This window comes from Verrucomicrobiota bacterium (assembly GCA_019247695.1).
Taxonomy (GTDB): Bacteria; Verrucomicrobiota; Verrucomicrobiia; order Chthoniobacterales; family JAFAMB01; genus JAFBAP01.
The window spans coordinates 1-20,091 of the sequence record JAFBAP010000141.1; the positions used below are offsets into that span (position 1 = coordinate 1).

The 20,091-nt window shown below is 59.1% G+C and carries 18 protein-coding genes; 14 read left to right on the forward strand and 4 right to left on the reverse strand.

Annotated elements, in window-relative coordinates:
• Window positions 1-19 precede the first annotated feature (19 nt).
• The 13 genes from JO015_16175 (at window position 20) to JO015_16235 (ending at window position 14,013) form a co-directional block, all read left to right on the forward strand.
• Window positions 20-1,015 (forward strand): glycosyltransferase family 9 protein, encoded by a 996-nt coding sequence (locus JO015_16175; protein MBW0000635.1) that lies wholly within the window; start codon window positions 20-22, stop codon window positions 1,013-1,015.
• A gap of 63 nt (window positions 1,016-1,078) precedes the next feature.
• Window positions 1,079-2,098 carry a glycosyltransferase family 2 protein gene (locus tag JO015_16180; GenBank protein ID MBW0000636.1) on the forward strand — a complete coding sequence of 340 codons (1,020 nt, stop codon included), beginning with the start codon at window positions 1,079-1,081 and terminating at the stop codon, window positions 2,096-2,098.
• A gap of 37 nt (window positions 2,099-2,135) precedes the next feature.
• A complete protein-coding gene (locus tag JO015_16185) occupies window positions 2,136-3,047 on the forward strand; it encodes a glycosyltransferase (protein ID MBW0000637.1) in 912 nt (303 codons plus the stop codon).
• Window positions 3,044-4,375, forward strand: a complete 1,332-nt coding sequence (locus tag JO015_16190; GenBank protein MBW0000638.1) for an O-antigen ligase family protein — start codon at window positions 3,044-3,046, stop codon at window positions 4,373-4,375. The genes JO015_16185 and JO015_16190 overlap by 4 nt, the downstream gene beginning before the upstream one ends.
• Window positions 4,376-4,553: 178 nt before the next feature.
• Entirely contained in the window at window positions 4,554-5,492 is a 939-nt protein-coding gene (locus JO015_16195; protein MBW0000639.1) for a glycosyltransferase family 2 protein, read from the forward strand.
• A 32-nt stretch (window positions 5,493-5,524) separates the two neighbouring features.
• Window positions 5,525-6,361 (forward strand): glycosyltransferase family 2 protein, encoded by an 837-nt coding sequence (locus JO015_16200; protein ID MBW0000640.1) that lies wholly within the window; start codon window positions 5,525-5,527, stop codon window positions 6,359-6,361.
• Between the two features lie 46 nt (window positions 6,362-6,407).
• Window positions 6,408-7,355 carry a glycosyltransferase gene (locus JO015_16205; protein MBW0000641.1) on the forward strand — a complete coding sequence of 316 codons (948 nt, stop codon included), beginning with the start codon at window positions 6,408-6,410 and terminating at the stop codon, window positions 7,353-7,355.
• 64 nt (window positions 7,356-7,419) lie between these two features.
• On the forward strand, window positions 7,420-8,448 hold the full coding sequence (locus JO015_16210) for a glycosyltransferase family 4 protein (GenBank protein ID MBW0000642.1): 1,029 nt from the start codon (window positions 7,420-7,422) through the stop codon (window positions 8,446-8,448).
• Window positions 8,449-8,533: 85 nt separating this feature from the next.
• Window positions 8,534-9,676, forward strand: a complete 1,143-nt coding sequence (locus JO015_16215) for a glycosyltransferase (GenBank protein ID MBW0000643.1) — start codon at window positions 8,534-8,536, stop codon at window positions 9,674-9,676.
• 156 nt (window positions 9,677-9,832) lie between these two features.
• Complete coding sequence (locus JO015_16220) at window positions 9,833-10,900, forward strand: glycosyltransferase family 4 protein (GenBank protein ID MBW0000644.1); 1,068 nt, start codon at window positions 9,833-9,835, stop codon at window positions 10,898-10,900.
• Window positions 10,901-11,129: 229 nt separating this feature from the next.
• Complete coding sequence (locus JO015_16225) at window positions 11,130-12,017, forward strand: glycosyltransferase family 9 protein (protein MBW0000645.1); 888 nt, start codon at window positions 11,130-11,132, stop codon at window positions 12,015-12,017.
• A gap of 80 nt (window positions 12,018-12,097) precedes the next feature.
• The gene (locus JO015_16230; GenBank protein MBW0000646.1) at window positions 12,098-13,045 is read left to right on the forward strand and encodes a hypothetical protein; all 948 of its coding nucleotides are present in this window, start codon (window positions 12,098-12,100) and stop codon (window positions 13,043-13,045) included.
• A gap of 17 nt (window positions 13,046-13,062) precedes the next feature.
• On the forward strand, window positions 13,063-14,013 hold the full coding sequence (locus JO015_16235) for a hypothetical protein (protein ID MBW0000647.1): 951 nt from the start codon (window positions 13,063-13,065) through the stop codon (window positions 14,011-14,013).
• Between the two features lie 38 nt (window positions 14,014-14,051).
• Here JO015_16235 and JO015_16240 read toward each other — a convergent pair whose 3' ends face one another.
• The 4 genes from JO015_16240 to JO015_16255 form a co-directional block, all read right to left on the reverse strand.
• Window positions 14,052-14,807: a nucleotidyltransferase family protein gene (locus tag JO015_16240; GenBank protein MBW0000648.1), complete on the reverse strand. Its 756-nt coding sequence runs from the start codon at window positions 14,805-14,807 to the stop codon at window positions 14,052-14,054.
• A gap of 99 nt (window positions 14,808-14,906) precedes the next feature.
• Entirely contained in the window at window positions 14,907-15,953 is a 1,047-nt protein-coding gene (locus JO015_16245; protein MBW0000649.1) for a dehydrogenase, read from the reverse strand.
• 371 nt (window positions 15,954-16,324) lie between these two features.
• Window positions 16,325-17,407 (reverse strand): ABC transporter substrate-binding protein, encoded by a 1,083-nt coding sequence (locus JO015_16250; protein MBW0000650.1) that lies wholly within the window; start codon window positions 17,405-17,407, stop codon window positions 16,325-16,327.
• Window positions 17,408-17,601: 194 nt separating this feature from the next.
• Window positions 17,602-18,753 carry an ABC transporter substrate-binding protein gene (locus JO015_16255; protein ID MBW0000651.1) on the reverse strand — a complete coding sequence of 384 codons (1,152 nt, stop codon included), beginning with the start codon at window positions 18,751-18,753 and terminating at the stop codon, window positions 17,602-17,604.
• 143 nt (window positions 18,754-18,896) lie between these two features.
• On the opposite strand from JO015_16255, the gene fabD reads away from it, so the two are divergent.
• The gene (fabD, locus tag JO015_16260; protein MBW0000652.1) at window positions 18,897-19,835 is read left to right on the forward strand and encodes an ACP S-malonyltransferase; all 939 of its coding nucleotides are present in this window, start codon (window positions 18,897-18,899) and stop codon (window positions 19,833-19,835) included.
• Window positions 19,836-20,091 lie beyond the last annotated feature (256 nt).

Here is a 20,091-nt window from a genome sequence, read left to right on the forward strand (position 1 = left end):
CCTTTAGGAGCCTGTAAAGATGCATTTTGTTACCTACAAGATCGGGAAGGCGCTTGCGCGACCATTTCTGCGCCGTTCCGGCCCGATCGCTCGTCTACTGCTTCATCGGCGGTTGCTGAGGCGTCCGTGGAAGAGCCCGGTGGTTGAGGTCGTCCGCGACGTGGCATTGGGCGACGTGCTGATGTGTACCCCGGTCCTGAGAGAAGTAAAGCGCCGGAACCCCCGATGCCGCATCCGCTTCTACACAAAATACGAGTCATTGGTAAAGGGGTTGCCCTATATCGATGAAGTCCTGCCGCACGAGCAAGCTCCTCCCGGCGCCGTGTTACTCCGGTATGAGCACGGGGTGCCGCCAGAGGTGCATCTGTCGCGCATTCTCGGCGACAGGATTGGTCTCAACGTCACCGATACTCGTCCGGATTGCGTGGTGCGCGAGGATCTGGTGGAAGGGTATAAGCAGGCCTTAGCGCACTTACCCCGCCCCCGGATCGTTTTCCTGCGCCGCGCCAGCGTCTGGACACCGAACAAGAACTGGCCTGATTCGAACTGGGTGGCATTGATCACCTCGTTGGCACCTAATGCCACCATGATCGAAATTGGCCAGAAGGAAGCGTCCACTCAGGCCATTGCCGGGCTGAACTATGTGGATATGCGGGATCAAACGTCATTGGAGCAACTCGTCGCGCTCATCGCCGTCGCCGATTTGTATGTCGGCCCGGTCTCCGGACCGATGCACATCGCCGTAGCCGTGGGCACTTCGTCGGTGACGCTCTGCGGAGGCTATGAAAGCCCACGCGGCTTACAACACGCCCCGGGCGTGAAGAGCACCGCCAATGTCTTCCTATCCTCGGATCTGCCCTGTGCCCCTTGCTGGCTGCGCGAGCCGTGCCCGATCGGTTTGAAATGCCTGACCTCCATCGCACCCGCGCAGGTCCGGGAAGCGATCGTCGGCGTGCTCGGCACGGCCGGCGATGTCCAGAGCAGTTCAGGAACCGGCTCAGGCCGCCGAGTATAGACCGGCGAAAGGGATCAAGCCTTATTCCGAGTACGCCAATCAGACTACCCAAAGAGATGCACCATGAAGCTTAGCGTTGTTATCTGTACACACAACCCGCGCCCGGCTTTTCTTTCCCGCACGCTGGATGCCCTGCGCGAGCAGACACTCCCGCTGTCCGAATGGGAACTGCTCATCGTCGACAATCTATCAGATCCGCCGGCTTCAACTTTGGCCAGCCTCGATTGGCATCCGGACGGCCACCACCTCCGGGAGGAGGTTCTCGGCCTGACTCCGGCGCGTCTGCTGGGCATCCGGAAGTCACGAGGAGAGCTGATCGTTTTTGTCGATGACGACAACATTTTAGATAAGGATTACCTGGCCAACGCCCTCAACATCTATCACGAGTACCCGTTCCTTGGCGCGTTCGGAGCCAGCATAGACGCTGAATTTGAAGTGGACCCGCCTGCGTCGATCAGGCCGTATCTGGAGAACCTCGCCATCCGGCCGGCTACGCGCGACTACTGGTCGAATATCAAGAGATGGTCCGAGGCTACCCCATTCGGCGCCGGCCTGTGCATTCGACGTGAAGTCGCCGACCTGTACGCAGAGCGTGTTCAGGGCGCTGGACTTCGTTTCAGCCTTGACCGGAGAGGCGTGGTCGGCCTCAACGGGGGCGGGGATATCGACATGGCGTGGACGTCGGTTTCGTTGAATAAAGGTATGGGGTGTTTCGCGCGGCTGCATTTACTCCATTTGATCCCCAAAGAGCGTCTAACCGAGGCGTACATCGAACGCCTGGAAATGGGCTCGGGGTATACCGAAACGATCCTTGAGCATGAACATGCGGAGCATCCGAATGCGCACGTTCTGCAAACCCACAGGAGAACATTCTGGAACACGGCGATTTACTGGGGCCGCTACCTTCGGTCATCCCCGCTCGGCCGGAGGCTGATGAAAGCCAGACGCGCCGGTAACAAGGCAGCGCACGAGGCCGTTGTTAAAGTGAGCTGCATCCAGGCCGCCGGTAAGCCTGTCAAGCAAACGGGTCACGACACCGGGTCCCGAACCGAAGCGCAACCGGTCTCCTTTAAAGGGGCTTAAACGTACCTGCACCCGCATCGGGCGCCCGCTTGAGCGTATGAACGACGCGGAATCGCTTGCAAGAATGAATATCGCCAGTCAACCGGAAGCGAAATCAAGGCAGGTGGGCATCGGCATCTCCACCAAGGATCGCTGGGACGATCTCGCCGTGACCCTGTCCGAGTTGCGCAAAAGCGGATACGGGGACCTTGAAACGATCGTCATTGACGACGGCTCCCGGCAACCGGTACCGCCGGCACTGCGCCGCGATTTTCCGAGGGTCCGTTTTGAAAGGGTTGATACCTCCCTCAATTACGTGGTGCAACGGAATCGACTGGCGCAGATGCTGACTTCAACTTATTACCTTAGCCTGGATGACGATTCTTTCCCGGTGGCCGGTGATCTCGGTGCAGCCGTCACCTGGCTTGAGGAGCATCCGTCCGTGGCCGCGCTGGCATTCCACATCATAAATCGGGATGATCCCGCGCCCCCGCCCGAAACGCTGGGCGAACCGTATCCCGTCCGGTATTACATCGGCTGCGCTCATCTGCTGCGGCGCCGGCAATTTCTCGAACTCGGCGGCTACCTGGAACGCCTGCATTATTTCGGGGAGGAACTTGATTTTTGCCTCAAGGCCTTACGCGAAGGCTTCGGCACGTATACCTTTCCGGGAGTTGTCGTCCGGCACAACCGGACCCCGGTGGCGCGCAACTCAGCCAAGGCGGCCCGCTATTACATCCGCAACGAGGCGATTGCCGGCCTGCTCCATTTCCCCTTCCCGTTTTCGATCCTTCGCGCGGTGAACTGCGTGCGCATCCTGGAGAACCCGAGGTGGAATGTGCACGCCCGCAGCCTGGTGTTGGGCTGGCTGGAAGCATTTATTTGCGGGACCTTTTGGTGGCACCTGCGCCGTCCGTTGTCCATGGCGCAGTTTCGTGCCTGGAAAAAGCTCCCGTTGCCCGTGCAATGATGAATGCGAGCGCCGCACCTGCCGGCTGGATCAAGGGCTTGCCCAGGTGGTTTATGCCCCTGTGGTGCCTTACGATGCCGATCACGTCGTTTTTGCTGATCCCCAGCATCCAGGGGACCCTGCCGGCGTACATGCTGGCGTTTGCCTCGGTGTTCTTCGTGGTGCTGAGCCGCACGGCGGGGGAGGCAAACCCTCAGCGAACCCGTTACTTCACCGTTGCCCTCACCGTGGCGGGGATCTGGTTACTCTTGTTATGCGGGAGCCAACTCGGGCACCTCGTCACGAACCGGCATGACTTCGGCGACATGTCGCTGATCAACACCGACGATACCCGGGTGGCATTCCGGACCGCGCTCTTCACGCAGAGCCTGTATTTCGCCGCGTGCGTCTGCATCGCTTTGTTCTTTCGATTTTTCTTCCGCGAAGAGTGGATCCGGTATGTCCTTTGGGGCGCATGGTTCCTCGCCCTTTACGGGATCTATGAGTGGCTGTACTTCGCGATCTTTCACCAGCCGGGCGATTTTATCGTGAACCGCGCTTACGGCGGGGGCGCCCACACGGCAAGCTGGTCACAGGTGGTCCAGATCGGACCGTTCAGCTTGTTACGCATCAAATCCACCTACGGCGAGCCTTCCTGGTTTTCCGCCGGGGTCGTTCCCTACCTTTTACTTGCCCTGGAGAAAAGGAAAAAATGGCTTACCGTCGCCCTCCTCTTCTGCCTTATCTTCTCGACCTCGACCTCGGCATACCTGGCGTTCCCGTTTGGTTTGATTCTGTATAGCCTTTTCCAGAAAAGGCTGAATGCATCAGTCATCGTGGTAGTTCTTCTATTCGCTGCCGCGTTCGCTACCTTGTATTACGTTTTTCCCGATACTTATGAGGGAATGTTCACCTCCAAGATCAGCGGTGAGAACGACTCCGGCCAGTCCCGGCAGGAGACCGGCCTGGCGCTGGCTGAGACAGCACGGACGTTCACGTTAAACAATCGTATTTTTGGGATCGGTTTTGGGTATTGTTATTCCGGAGTGTTTTATGCAGTGGCTGTAAATACCGGCTGGATCGGCATGGCGATATATTTTTACGCTTTTCTGAAGCCCGTGATTCTGTTACGTACAACCCATGGAGCCCTGGCGTTTAAAGTGGCGGTCGCCGTACTTTTCTTTCTGTTTTACATCTCTGTCTCGGAGCTCTTTCTGCCTACGACGTGGATGTTTTTAGGATTGGCCTACTGGCGCCTTGATCAGCAAAAGTATGGGGGTGAGCCCGCGTCGTCCGGGCAGGCTGAACCTGGCGGCGGCCGCTATCTGCTGCGTCCGGGTGCGACATGAACCCGGCTGTGGCCCGCGCCGGGAACCCGGCTTGCAGGCGGCACCTCCCGGCACCCCGGGGGCGAGGCCGCCCTGGCGGATGCGATCCCTTCGTAAACAACAACCAAGTTGATGACCTGCCTTTCCTGCCCGGCCGGAGGAGGTTTGGCCGGACCGGAATCCAGCCGATTCAGAGATTGTGAAAGTGAATGAGAATGGCCTTGCTGTCTCGGTAATTATACCAAGTTTCAACCGGCCACAACTCACCCTCCGTGCGGTCCAGAGCGTTCTCGCCCAGACTTGGAGCAGGTTCGAGGTATTGGTTATCGACGACGGTTCTCACCCGGACCAGATTTTTCCCATTGGATCGGTCAACGATGAGCGGGTCAGGCTGATTCGCCATCCGGCTAACCTGGGCGTTTCGGCCGCGCGCAACACCGGCGTGAAGGCGGCCCGCTTTCCCCTGATTGCGCTCCTGGATTCCGACGACCACTGGCTGCCGGACAAACTTGCCGGCCAAATCGAAGCGTACGGTAAGCACAGCACAAGAGGTAATCTTCTTATCTATTCCGCTTATTATCTCGAAGAGGGCACCGCCCGGGCGGTCTATCCATTGACCTCACGCCGAAGAAACGAATCTTTAAGTGACTTCCTTTTCCTGGATTGCGGCAGTGTGAATACCAGCAGTTGGCTTACGAGCCGGGCACTGCTTCAGCAATTCCCGTTTGATGTGCATTTATCCCAATGTGAGGATTACGATGTACTTTTGCGTATGGAGGCGGCCGGCGTTGAATTCATCTATTGCAGCGCGCCATCGGTGGTGACCAACTGTGATCCCCGCCGGGGAGACCGGCTCAGCGGGCGCCTGCGCAGGGAATATTATGTAAAATTTCTCGAATTTAACGGCCAGCGGATGACTCCGATGTCCTACGTGGTGCTGGAGTCAATCATTCTTAATGCGGCGCATCGTGGTTCTCTGGGAAGCAAGGTTCATAATCATATCATCCACTTCCTTAAGAGTCCCCGGCTGGGCTGGGCGGCCAGAATTCATCTGGTGATTACTTACCTGGTCCGGCGCTGTGCGGTAAAGGTCAAGGCGCGCCTTCAGAACACGCGTGCGTACGTCAAGGAAAATTAGGTGTGCTCCGGGGATAATCGGATCTGCTTGGCATGAAGATTTCGCTCATCCTGGCGACGAAGAACCGAGTCGAAGAGGTTAGACGATTTGTCGAGTCTCTGGCCGTCCAGGCCCATCGTGATTTGGAGCTGGTGGTCGTTGATCAGAATGATGACGACCGGCTGGAAAGCGTTTTAGAAGACGCGGCGCCGGTCTGCCCTCCCATCCGTTTACGGTGTGAAGCGGGCTTGTCCCGGGCCCGGAACGCCGGTTTGGAGGTTGTCACCGGCGACATCATCGGTTTCCCCGACGATGATTGCTGGTATCCGGAAGGACTGCTGTCGCGCGTTGTCCATGAGTTCGAAAGCCAGCCCGGGTTACACGGTCTGACCGGACGCTCCGAAGACGGCGAGGGTCACCCGTCCGGAGGGTCCTTCAGCCGATCCCGCGGGGGCGTTGATTTCAATAACGTCTGGAAAAGGGGCATCTCGTATACCATTTTCCTGCGGTCGTCAGTCTGTGAGGCGGTCGGCACCTTTGATGAAGAACTCGGCGTGGGAGCGCGGACCCGCTTCGGTTCAGGCGAGGAGACCGATTATCTTATCCGGGCGGTGAAAATGGGCTTTCGGATTCAATACCTGCCCGACCTCGTCGTCTATCATCCCAATCCGGTATTATACACCCGGAGCCATCGCGACAAGGCGTTCCGCTACGGGCTCGGCATGGGCCGGGTGCTGTCGAAGCATGATTACAAATTGTCTTTCAATTTCTTCGCCATCTTCCGGCCGGTCGCCGGGGCACTCCTTTCTCTGCTTACGTTGCGCCCACAGAAAGCCGCGTACCACCTGGCGATCGCCGGGGGCCGCCTCTGCGGTTTATGGTCATCGTGAGATTGGGTGATGCCTGGTTCATTTCCGCAATCGCCTTGTGTTTCTAATGGAAGCTGAAGCGGCCATCCCCATCACCCCGAAACCGGCAACGCCGCCGGACGGTGCGTCTGTGGCCGTCATCGTGGCCACGAAGGGCCGCCCTGAGATCCTCGCGGAAACGCTCCGATCTCTCAGGCGGCAAACCCGGCGCGCCGCGCACGTTTACGTCAGCGTCAGCTCCGCCGCGGATGCACCTGTGGCCGGCGACGGGGCCGAGGGGATCATCGTGCTCGTCGGATCGCCCGGGGGAAGCGCGCAACGCAACACGGCCATTCGCCAGGTGCCCCCCGGCGTGAAGTACATCGCGTTTTTTGATGATGACGTGGAGATGCATCCCTCCTACCTTGAAAATGCCGTCGGCTTCCTCGAGGAAAATCCTGACGTCGTGGCCATTTCCGGCATCATGCTCGCCGATGGGAATATCTCTCGAGAGGCCGCGCGAACCCTGCTGGAACAGGACGCGACCTGGATGCAGGCCGCTGCCTTGCAGGACCGGGGACGCCACCACATACTGTATGCCTGCAACGCGGTCGTCCGGAGCGGGCCGATGCGGGAAACGATGTTCGACGAAAATCTTCCGCTCTACAGCTACGGCGAAGACTATGACCTCTCGCTGCGCCTCAAGAGATTCGGACGGGTTGGGCGCCTTTCCAATGCGATCGGCGTGCATTTGCAGGCCCAAACGGCGCGCGTCTCCGGGCGACGCTACGGCTACGCCACCATCGCAAATAACTGGTATTTCCTGCGGAAAGGGGTGTGCCACCTTCCCGCTCCGTGGAGTTACGTCCGGTTCGTGCTCATTGTCGTCTTGAAGTGCATCTGTCTGAATTTCCGGAACGCGCTGGCCGGGCGATCGCCGCAGCGGGACCCGTGGGGCCAGGTCCAAGGTAATCTGCTCGCCGTGGCGGACATCATGCGCGGCCGCTCTTCTCCCGATCGCATCCTTGATCTCTGAACCTTTGAGTCGCAAACCCGTACGCGTCCACCCCCGGGAGCGAAGTTAAAAACCAAGTAGTCCCATGACGTTGCAACCGTGTGTCAACCTGCGCACGCTCGGATACCACACCACCGGCGTCCAGAGATATCTCCGCAGCCTTTTGCCCTGCCTGCCTTCCGAATTGGAGGCGGTCAAGCCGCAGCATGCCTTGCAGGGCATCAAGGGACATCTCTGGGAACAGTTATACCTTCCTACCCGGCTTCGGCGCCGGCTGTTGTGGAGCCCCGGAAATACCGGCCCGATTACGGTGAGCCGGCAGGTGTTAACCGTGCACGACGCCTCGAGCCTGGATCATCCTGAGTGGTTCGATCGGAAATTCGCGCTGTGGTATTCAGCTCTGCTGCCGCCCCTCATTCGTAAAGTACGCGCGATCATCACGGTTTCTAACTTTTCGAAAGAGCGCATCGTCCGCCTCACGGGCGTAAAGCCGGATCGGGTGCAGATGATTTGCAACGGCGTCGACGAGCGCTTCCGTCCCGCAACTCCGCCGCGGGTCAAGCAGGTGAGCGCAGACTACGGCCTGGACGGCCCATACATCCTGTACGTCGGTTCACTGGAGCCGCGCAAGAATCTGCGTGCCCTGCTGGAGACGTGGCGGGCGGGTGGTTTTGACGGGGCCACGCTGGCGGTGGTGGGAGCCGGCGGCCATTTATTCCCGAAAATGCAGTTTGGTTCCCTGCCGGCCGGCGTCCGCCTCCTTGGCCGGGTAGAGGACGACGTGCTGCCTGCCCTGTATTCCGGTGCGACCGGATTTGTCTATCCGTCGATCTATGAAGGGTTCGGCATGCCGCCGCTGGAGGCGATGGCATGCGGCTGCCCGGTCGCCGTTTCCGACATCCCCGCGCACCGGGAGGTGTGCGGCGACGCGGCGCTCTACTTTGACCCGTTCAAGGCCGAGGAAATGTCGGCCGCGCTGGAGTCGCTCCTGCGCCTTGACGGTCCGCTGCGGGCGTCTCTGGTGCAACAAGGATTGCTTCGTGCCGCCCGTTTCAGCTGGAAGGATGCCGCCGGTGAAACGTGGCGCACCCTCGAACTCGCTGCGTATGGCTGATACCACCGATCAAAAACAGGTTGAACCCGGCGCGGCCGCGCCGTCCGGACTCGGGCGCGTGCAGGAGCCTTCACACGGGCGCAACCTGCGCGTGGCGATCGTCCACCATTGGTTGATCTCGCTGGCAGGTGGCGAACGCGTGGTCAACACCATCGCCGGCCTGTTCCCGGCGGCCGACGTCTTCACCCTGTTTGCCGACAAGCACAACCTTCCGCCCGCGCTGCACAAATGTAAAATAACCACCTCGTTTCTGGATAAAATCCCCGGCGCGCACAGAGTTTATCGCCACCTTCTACCCTTCTATCCGCTCGCCGTTGAAATGCTCGATCTGAGCGGTTATAACCTTATCATCAGCTCCGACAGCGGGCCGATGAAGGGCGTGCTTACAGATCCCGGTTCGACCCACATCTGCTACTGCCATTCGCCGATGCGCTATCTCTGGGATGGGTACCCGGCCTATTCGCGCCAGATGTCTCCCCTGACAAAGGGGCTTTTTGGCCTGATCTCGCATTACGTCCGGAACTGGGACTATGCCGCGGCTCAGAGGGTCGATCATTTCATCGCCAATTCCAACTACGTAGCCGGACGCATCCGCAAGTATTACCGGCGGGACACCACCGTCATTCATCCGCCCATCGACACCTCGCAAAGCTTCCTGGCCGGCAACCATGAAGACTATTACCTGGCGGTAGGACGCCTTGTTCCCTATAAACGCACGGACATTTTGATCGAGGCCTGTTCCAAACTCGGCCGTAAATTGCTCATCGCCGGCGATGGACCGGAAATGAAGCGGCTCAGGAAGGCTTCCGCGAGGAACGTCGAATTCCTCGGGGAAGTCTCCGAATCGCAGCTGCGAAATCTTTACGCTCGCTGCCGGGCTCTCCTGTTCGCCGCGGATGAAGATTTCGGCATGGTTCCGCTGGAGGCCCAATCTTATGGGCGTCCGGTAATCGCGTTCGGGAAAGGGGGGTCGCTTGAAACCGTCATCGGGACCGGAAAGCCGTCCGGAGACCGGAAAGCCGAGCGAGACGGGTTGAGTACCGGCCTCTTTTTCGAAGAACAGACGGCTGCTTCACTCGCTGCGGCGATCCTGGCGTTCGAGTCCTGCGAGGAGACGTTTGTGCCGGAAGCGATCCAGGCGCACGCTCGCAGGTTCGACACGTCGATCTTTGTTGATCGCATGCGGAATTATATAAATTGTGTATTGTACAATACGTCGTGCGCTTAAAATCCAACGCGTTCTTAAAGCTCAGGAGCAACGGGTTCTGCCGTGGAAGGTGCCGGCTCGAGCGGGCGCCAGGTTGTTTTTGACATGCCGGAAGAGTGAGCGACCTGCCGCGTGGGACTAACCGTTTCGTTTCCCAGCTAACCAGATTTGAGCGGTATGCGAATCATGCACATGCTGAATCACACCCGGCCGAGCAACGGTCACGTGCACGTTGCCGTCGACCTGGCGTGTGTTCAGGCGAGGATGGGACATTCAATCTCAGTCGTCAGCGGCGGTGGAGCTTTCGATTCGCTTTTCGAGGCCTATGGCGTCAAGCATATCGTCATAGATCAGGAGCGCCGGCTGCTCAATTTGATGAAGGCGACCTGCAGATTGCGCTCGGCGGTTGCTGCGTTCTCGCCCGACATCATTCACGCCCACATGATGACGAGCGCAGGGCTGGCCTTTCTTCTGCGGCCCTTCATGAAGTTCAAACTCGTAACGACCGTGCATAACGAATTCGAGAAGGTGGCTATCATCATGGGCGTGGGCGACAGGGTTATCGCGGTAAGCAAGGCGGTGGCAGCGAGCATGGAACGGCGCGGCGTTCATAAATCCAGACTTCGGGTCGTGTTGAACGGAACGATCGGTTCGCCGAGGCTTAGCGCTGAAACCCCGCCAACCAAAGACATTGATCGACCGGCGATTACCTTCGTCGGCGGGCTGCACCCACGCAAAGGGGTGGACGACCTGATCACGGCATTCAAGACGGTCTGTGCGCGAGTGCCGTCGGCGTTTTTGTACCTGGTTGGAGATGGTCCTTGCCGGTCCGTTTATGAAGGATTGGCCTCTCGGACCGGGTTCGGCGAACGGATTCGGTTTTGCGGATCCCAGGCCGATCCGCGTCCCTACCTGCTGGGATCCGATCTCTTTGTGCTGGCCTCCCATGCCGAACCTGGTGCGCTGGTTCTGCCGGAAGCCCGCGAGGCGGGCTGCGCCATTATCGCCACCTCGGTTGACGGCATCCCGGAGATGCTGGACGGCGGCAAGGCAGGCATTTTAGTTCCTCCACGGAGACCCGACCTGCTGGCCGGTGCGATCATGGAGGTTCTTGGTGATAAAGCGCTTCTTGCCGAAATGCGGGCTCGGTCCCGCTCGAATCTGGATCATTTTACGGTTGATCGAGCGGCTAAGGAGTACATCTCGGTATACCGCAGCCTGTTAGATGGAAGTCACCGCCCTTGATCGTCGCCGGCGGCGGGCCTGCTGAGATCAAGGATGTTCGGGCCGCGGGCAAGTTTGGTCATTCCATCAATGGTACCCGGTTAAACTCAATGCTCGTTTCAAACTGAGCCGAAAGCTTATGAGGATTCGCGTTCCCGCATACAAAACGTCCGCAGCGATCGTCGATGCGTTGCAACGACGATCCGGACCGGTTGCTCGCCTCCTGTGCAGGCTCCTGTACCCCAACCACATGAAGCGCCCGTGGAACGGACCAACGATTGAGCTGGGGCGCCCCGCGGCCCTGGGCGACGTGCTGATGTGCACGCCGGTGCTGCGCGAATTGAAGCGCCGCAACCCGCAACGTCGTATCCGCTTCTACACGGATTACGGGCCGCTGGTGAAGGGTTTGCCCTACATCGATGAGGTCCTGCCCTACGACCGCAGGCCTGCCAACATTCTCGAACTGGGTTACGAGCACGCCGTGCCGCCCGAGGTGCACATTTCGCGGATCATCGGCGACAAACTTGGTCTCAAGCTGACCGACACCCGGCCGGATTGCATCATTCGGAGCGATCTGGTCGAGGGTTATCGGAAAACGTTGGCCCAACTGCCTGCCCCACGCATCGTTTTCCTGCGCCGCGCCAGTGTCTGGACACCGAACAAAACCTGGCCCGACCCGAACTGGGTGACGCTGATCAACTCGGTGGCGCGCAAGGCTGCCATGATCGAGATCGGACAAAAAGATGCGGCTGCCGGAACCATCGCCAGCCCGAATTATGTCGATCTGCGGGGAGAGACATCACTGGAGGAACTGGTGGCACTAGTTGCGGCCTCTGACCTCTACGTCGGACCCGTTTCGGGGCCAATGCACATCGCCGTGAGCGTCGGAACCCCGTCGGTGACGATCTGCGGTGGTTATGAAAGCCCCCGCGGCTTACAGCACGCTCCGGACCTACAGAGCACCCCTAACGTATTTCTCTCTTCAGATCTGCCCTGTGCTCCCTGCTGGCTGCGCGAACCGTGCCCGATCGGTTTAAAGTGCCTGAACGCAATCTCGCCCGCGCAGGTGGAGAAGGCCATGGACGGCGTACTTGCCGCTCATGCCCCGGTCACCGCGACTGCAATCGCAAGAAGTTGAAAACCAGGGATATGCAACACGCTCGGTCTTCGCGAGACGGCGACCCGTGATCGGTATGCCCTGATAACACTTTTGCGTTCATGTCCATTAAAATAGGATTTGCAATCGTTTCGCATAATCATCCGGAGCAACTTCGCCATCTGGTGGCAACGCTCACCGGGATGTTCGATGGGCCTTCCATTGTGTGCCATCACCATTTCGGCAGATGTCCGCTTCGCCCGGAGGATTTCCCAAGCAACGTGCGCTTTGTCGTGCCGCACATCGATGCCAGGTGGGGCCACGTCAGCCTGCCGTTGGCCGCGTTGAGCGCGCTCAGGCTGCTGAGGCAGTATGGACAGCCGGACTGGTTTTTTCTTTTAAGCGGCAGCGATTACCCGGTACGGCCGGCGGATGAGATCACCAACGATCTTTCCGTCACCGATTATGACGCTTTCCTGGACCACCGTGAAATCCTGTATAACGCGGTCCCGCCTGGCCAACTGTCCCGGTACGGGTTCGGACGTCCTGAGTGGATCCCTTTGGCCTACGACAGGTACTGCGCCTATCGTTTCCGGTTGATCTACCCATCGCGAGCGCTCCTGTATTCAGGTTCTTTTCCATTTTGGAAGAGGCCTTTTCTCATCCGTAAGCCCGGACTGATCCGTTTGATCGAATGGTTTCAGCCCCGGTTAAGGGCGTGTCGTCCTGCGAAGATTTATGGCGGGGATTTCTGGTTTCACGCCAATCGAAAAACCATCGACCGGCTGCTGGATTCGCCTCTGGAGAAACTCGCCCGCTACTATCAAAACATTTACGTTCCTGAGGAATCATTCCTGCACACGGCATTGTGCAATCACGCCGGCCTCCGGATCTGTGCGGATCACAAGCGCTACGAAGACTGGAGCCGCGACGAACCCCATCCGAAATGGCTTGAGGAGTCGGACGTGCCGAAGATCCGTGCATCCGGCGCCTACTTCGCCAGGAAATTCCGGCCGGACGGGATCGTGCGAAGGTTAATCGACGAGGAGGCGCTGCGGATCTCCAGTTAACCACTGCCGGAATCCAGATGTCGGTTAAAGTCGGATTCGCCATCGTCTCGCACAATCACCCGGAGCAACTGTTCCGCCTTGTCAGAACGCTCAACGCGATGTTCGACGCGCCTCCGATTGCGTGTAACCACAACTTCAGCATGTGTTCGTTGCAGCCGGAGATTTTTCCCGGCAACGTACGATTCGTCATTCCGCACGTTAACGCGCGGTGGGGTCACATCAGTATTCCCCTGGCGGCCTTGAGTGCGCTTCGGCTCGTGAGGCAGCATGGACAGCCTGACTGGTTTGTCTTGTTGAGCGGCAGCGATTATCCGGTGCGGCCGGCCCACGAAATCATGCATGACCTGTCCACGACGGGGTACGATGCGTTTCTGGACCACCGTGAGGTTCGTCTCAATTCGCCGTCACCGTCCCCGGCCGGCCCGGTAGTCCGGCACGGATACGAACGCCCGGAATGGGTCGGTGAGGCATACCGCAGATACTGCGCCTATTGTTTCTGTCTACCTTGGCCTTCGCCGAAGCGCCTGCTTTCAGGTGGTTTGCCGTTCTGGAAGAGGCGAGTTCCCATCCGCCATCCCGGGTTGATCCGGATGATTGAACGGCTCCAACCCCGGTTGACGGTTTGCCGGCCGCCGAAGATTTTCGCGGGGGATTTTTGGTTTGAGGCGAATCGGAAGGCCATCGATTGGCTGCTGGATCCTTCCTTGGAGAAGCTGGTACGTTTCTACGAGAGAAAACACATTCCTGACGAATCCATTTTCCATACGGCGCTTTGCAATCACACGGCTTTAGGCATCTGCGCGGATAACAAGCGGTACGCAGACTGGACGGGCGGCGGATCGCATCCCAAGTGGCTCGACCTCTCCGATGTGCCAAGGATAATTGCCTCCGGGGCGCATTTCGCCAGGAAGTTCCTGCCCGGCGGCAGGGTACAAGACTATATCGATAGGAAATTGTTACAGCTATGACGCGCAAAACTATACGGCAAGCGGACCGGTTCCAGGCCTCATGGCCGGGTTCTTCCCACGCGTTCGACAGAACTCCGGGCGGGCGCCGGCGACGCCGCGAGAACCGGGATTAACCGTTGCGCCAGCGCGTAATCTGCGGGCGTCCCGATATCAACGAACCCCCTGACTGCCTTGACGGCAACGGGCTTCAATAAAGAAAGGTATTTGGGTAGAAAATCGCGCTCAAAGGAAAACGCGTCAGGAATTGGATACCTGCAGAAAAGGTCCCGCCGAAGGCAGTAAATCCCCGCGTTGACGTAGCCGCCGGTTGAGCCTTCTTTCTCGTGGAAGCCCGTCATAATACGGCTTGCCTCGTGGATGCTGATCGCCCCGTATCGCGCGACCTCATCCGAATGGGCAATCGCGACGGCGAGGTCAACTCCCGGCGCTTCGAACGGGTGCATCATTTCTCGAAGGTCGGCATCCGCGTAAGTATCACCGTTCAACACGATTACGTGGGGTTCCCTGGCTTGTGCTAACGCCAGTTTGATCGCACCACCTGTTCCCAACGGTTCGCCCTCGACAGAGTACGATATACTGATGCCGTTAAATGCCTCGCCGAAATAGTCCTGAATGGCTTGTGATTTGTACCCGGTTGCAAGGATCACGTGCCCGACCCTTTGCTGATGCAGACGCGTCAGCAACCACCAGAGAAACGGCTTTCCGGCAATGTCCGCCATCGGTTTCGGCAGGTCGCGAACCAATGCGCTTAGCCGGGTGCCTTGGCCGCCTGCAAGCACGACAACCTCAATCATGGTACGTACGAGAAGCCTCCCTGGGCCGTTTAACTGGACCACGCTGTAAAACTCATGGGCAGGCACGTATCAGGCGCCGGATCGACGACGCCTTGCCCGTCACATCACTTTCCAGGAGAGGACGCCTCGTTCAACGAACCGGCAAGTGGAGACGTACTCCGCAAGCTCCTGCAGGCAATTCATAACGCGCTTTCTCTTGAGGGGGTCGACGATAAACATCATAAACCCACCGCCCCCCGCCCCGGACACTTTCCCGGCCCGCGCACCCGCCTTCATGGCGACCTCATAGAGTTCATCAATCCGCGGATTACTGATTCCGTTTGCAACACGTTTCTTCGCGGCCCACGAGGTCTGCATCGCGGTGACCAACCCGTCGAAATCGCCATTCAGGATGGCCCGTTTCATGGTCACCGCTTCGGCTTTCAGAACGTGCATGGCGCGCAAGGCGTTCTGATCGCCCCTGCTTACATTCTGCACCTGCTCATGCATGAGCCTCGCCGACGGCCTGCGCACCGCGGTATAGACCAGGAGAAGGGAGGATTCTAACTCGGCCCGGAGTTTTTGCCTGATCGGCAGCGGGTTGACGATGACCCGGTCGGCATAGAACTCCATAAAATTCAACCCGCCGAACGCAGCAGTGTAGTGATCCTGCTTCCCGCCGGCAAAACCCAGGTCGCCCCGTTCGATCTCGTAGGCGAGGCGGGCGTTCTCGTGCGCACTCAACGGCGCCCCGAGGTATTCACCCAAAGCTTGAACCAGCGCTACCACCAGCGTGGATGACGATCCCAGGCCGGACCCCGGCGGGGCATCGCAGTGGGTCTCGATCGAAATGGATAAAGGTTTCCTATCCCCGAATTCCCTCGCAAACCGGTTGTAGACTCCCGCATGCAATTCCAAGCCTTCCATCGAGGGAAGGGCTTCACCCGTGCGACCGTTCCAGGAGACCTTACCATCGGCCGCGAGCAACTCTACCCGGCCATCGTCGCGAGGCGTAATGGCGGCGTGCGCATACCGGTCGATAGCGGCGTTCAAAACGAAACCGCCATACCGGTCCGAAAAGGGCGAAATGTCCGTTCCCCCACCGGCAAAACCGAGCCGCAGCGGCGCCCGCGCTCTAATCTGGTTAAATGAAACTTCTGATTGCATACACCCGGATCGCCCGATTCTCCTCTAGATTAGAATGCCCGGCCCGTCAACGCCTTGAATCTGCAGGCTCGTTAGACCACTGATAACAAGTCGATCTTAGATAACTCTTCGATCTTTTTATACGCTTGTCGGCCCCCGTGGTTCGGGCTTCCTCGCCAATGACGGACGAAACCGGCCCCTTCCCGGCAGGCCGTCTCCCGGCCCGCCGGCCCTAAGGCCGGTTTAACCGGTTATGGAGCATCGTCCGGCGCCGACATCCCCCTGAGCCGGCATTCTACCGAGATAACTATCTGAATGGTATTACGCGTCCCTGGGCGGCGCGCTGACCCGCCTGCCCTATTTAACCAATTGGCAGATTACACATGGTGAGCTTACGGCGCGATCCGCTCGACGATTTCGAATTTGCCGTCCTTGACCGTGATCACCAAGGCCGGTTTCGACGCGTTCCGTTGCGGGTCAAATGAAATGCGACCCGTAACCCCGGGGCAATCCCGGGTCTGCGCGAGAGCGCTCCGGATCGTCTCCGAATCGATTTTGCCGGTTACGCGCTCGATTGCGCCGGTGAGGAGCATGGCCGCGTCGTAACCGAGTGCACCGAAGGTGTCCGGTATCTGCCCATATTTTTGACGGTAAGCCTGCACGAACCGCTGCACCGCCGGGGCCGGGTCGTCAGGTGAGAAATGGTTCGTGAAGTAGGTATTTTCGGCCGCCTTACCCGCGACCGACAGCAGGGTCTGGTTCGCCCAACCATCACAGCCGAGCACTGGAAACGTCATCCCAAACTGGCGGAGCTGCTTCAGAATCAGAGCGACTTCAGCGTAGTATCCCGGTACGTAAAGCGCATCGGGTTTCACCGCGCGGATGGCGGTAAGCTGGGCCCGGAAGTCGGTGTCACCGGTCGAATAACTTTGCTCGCGCACGATCGCGCCGCCAAGCCGGGTGAATTCCTCTTTGAAAAACCGCGCCAAGTCTACGCTGTAATCCTGCTTCACATCGGTGAGGATGGCGAGCTTTTGCACTTTTAACCGGTCGTGCGCAAACCTGGCAATGACCCGGCCTTGGAACTCGTCGAGAAAACAAACCCGAAAAACGCAGTCACCGATCTCCGTGATGCGCGGGTTGGTCGCGCTCGGGGTGATCATCGGCACCCGGGCCTGCTGGGCAATCGGGGCCGACTCCAGCGTGGCGGAGGAAGTCGCGTCGCCCAGGATGGCAAGCACATGATCCTGCGTGATCAACTTGCGGACCGCGGTGGCGCTCTGGCCCGGCTTGGACTGGTCGTCCTCGGAGATAACGTCGATCTGTTGCCCTGAAATTCCGCCGTTCGCGTTTACCTGCTCAAGAGCAAGCGTAATCCCATTGTGACAACCGATGCCGAACTGCGAAACGCCACCACTCAACGGGTCGACCTCACCCAGATGAATCTGGGCGGTGCCGGGCAAAGCGAATGCCACAAATGAAAAAATGCCACGAATGCCACAAATCAGGACATGCCACAAATGGCGGAATCCTGGGGTTGCGGCTTTTATCCCGGATTGCATTCCCGGCAGTTTTTCGATTGCGGCATTTGTTCGCTTCCGCGGTGGGTGAAGTGCCGCAAATCAAGCTCAGTCATTTGTGGCATTTCACCCGTGGCATTCCGCCTGCGTTAGCCCTTCGGCGGTTTGGCCGAACCCTTCGGCGGTTCGATCGTCTCCCAGTAATGTACCCCGCCATCTTTGATGGTAAGAATCACGGCCGACTTGGTGGCATTACGCTCCGGGTTGATGGTGATGCTGCCTGAAACGCCCGGAAAATCTCTGGTGTCAGCGATCGCGTCACGGATTTTAGCCGGATCCGGTCCACCGGCCCGCTTGATGGCGTCGGCCAGGAGTTTGACGGCGTCGTAACCGAGCGCGGCAAATGCATCGGGCATGGCGTTGTACTTCTTCTGGTACTTTTGCACAAACGTCTGCACAGCCGGCGATTTATCCTCGTTGGAGTAGTGATTGGAAAAATAAGCGCCCTCGATCGCCTTGCCGCCCACCGGGATCAACGAAGAGCCATCCCAACCGTCTCCGCCCACGAAAGTCGCCTTGATCCCGAACTGCCTGGCTTGTTTGGCGATCAATGAGGCTTCGGGATAGTAGCCGGTAATGATGATCACGTCGGGATTTGCCGCCTTGAGATCGGTGAGTTGGGCTCGAAAATCTTTATCGCCGGAGCTGTAGCTCTGCTCACGAACGATCTGTGCGCTGTGTTTCTCGAGGTAATTCTTTGCGATCCCGGTCAAACCGACGCTGTAGTCCTGCTTCACGTCGGTCAGAAAAGCGACTTTCGTCTTTTTCAATTTCTCCAGGACAAACCGGGCGATCACCACGGCCTGAAAATCATCGGTAAAACAAACCCGGAAAACGTAATCGCCCGTTTGGGTGACCCTGGGATTCGTCGCGGCGGTGGCGATCAGCGGGATCTTGGCCGCTTGAGCAATCGGGGCGGCTTCCAGCGTTTTCGAAGACGCGACCTCACCGATCAACGCGATCACGTGGTCCTGGGAAATCAACTTGCGCACGATGGTCGTCGTTTCACCCTGCTTGGTTTGGTTGTCCTCAACAATGAGGTCGATCTTCTTGCCCAGGACACCTCCGGTATCATTGATTTCCTGCACCGCTAATTGGACCCCGTTATTTTGCGAGATTCCGAAGCTGGCGTTATCGCCGGTCAAGGAACCAAACTCGCCAATTTTGATCGTGTCCTGGGCCAGGGCCGTGGCGGCTAGCGCAATGCCCAGGAAAACCGCGGATAGAAACCGACGCTTCATGACGCCGGGTATAACGTTTTGCGCCCGTGCGGTGCAACCGCAAACCGCGAACAACCGGGAGAAGCGCCGGAAGGAAACCGCGGCGGGAATGCCGCCGGCCATTTCAGGATTGCAAAATTGTTCGTGCGGGCATAACTCGGGCCATGGCGAGGAAAATTGCTCTGCTGTTCTCCGGGCAAGGCGCCCAGCAGGCAGGCATGGGTAAAGACCTGGCGCAACGTTATGCCGTTGCCGCCAACCTGTTTGCCCAGGCCGACCGATTGCTCAGACGCTCGTTGAGCCGCATCGCTTTCGACGCGCCCCTGGAAGAGTTGACGCAGACGGCTAACTGCCAACCGGCTCTCTACGCGCACGGGTTAGCTGCGTTAAAGGCGCTGCAGGAAGAGGCTGGTGAGTTTCCAATTGCGGCCTGCGCCGGCTTATCGCTTGGTGAGTTCACCGCACACGCCGCGGCCGGGACGTTTTCCTTCGACACCGGCCTTCGCCTGGTGGCCTTGCGCAGCCAGGCGATGCAGGACGCCTGCCGGCAAACCCGTGGGACCATGGCCGCTTGCGTCGGGGGCCAAGAAGCCGAGGTGCGTGCGCTGGCGGCCCGTACCGGGGTCGACGTCGCCAACCTCAACGCCCCGGGTCAGGTCGTCCTCTCAGGCGAACAGGCAAGAATTGAAGAGGCGATCACCCTGGCAAGAGAATACGGCGTGCGCCGCGCCGTCATGCTGACCGTCGACGGTGCTTTTCACTCCCGCCTCATGGCCAGCGCCGAGGCCAAACTGCGGCCCGCGCTGGAAGAAGCGGAGATTCAGGTCCCGCAAAGCCCGGTAATCGCCAATGTCACGGCGCAGCCCGCCGACACGCCGGAAAAAATTCGCGAAACGCTGGCGCGGCAGGTCACCGGTTCGGTTCGCTGGACCGAGACCATCAATTTCCTCCTGGACGAAGCCGGTTGCGACTTGTTTCTGGAACTCGGTCCCGGCGGAATCCTGTCGGGACTGGTAAACCGTATCCGGAAGGGCGTTGAGGTATTGTCGATATCGGATGTGGCCAGCCTCGAATCGGCCGCACGGGTGGCGGGTAACTGGTAATATCATTCAGACAGTTATCTCGGTAGAATTTCGGCTCAGGGGAGGCGGCGCCGGAGGATGCTCCGTAGCTGGCTGAAGCGGTCTTACGCTCAACGGGCCAGGAGACGGTTTGATGGCCTGAAGGGCCAAAGGAACTTAGCCCAGGGTTTACCCTGGGTAACCGTCAAATCACGGTCGAGCCCTGAAGGGGCGGCAGAACCCGCCGGCAACGCCTTCTGCCGCCCCTTCAGCCACCGGCGGATTTTATGCGCACCCG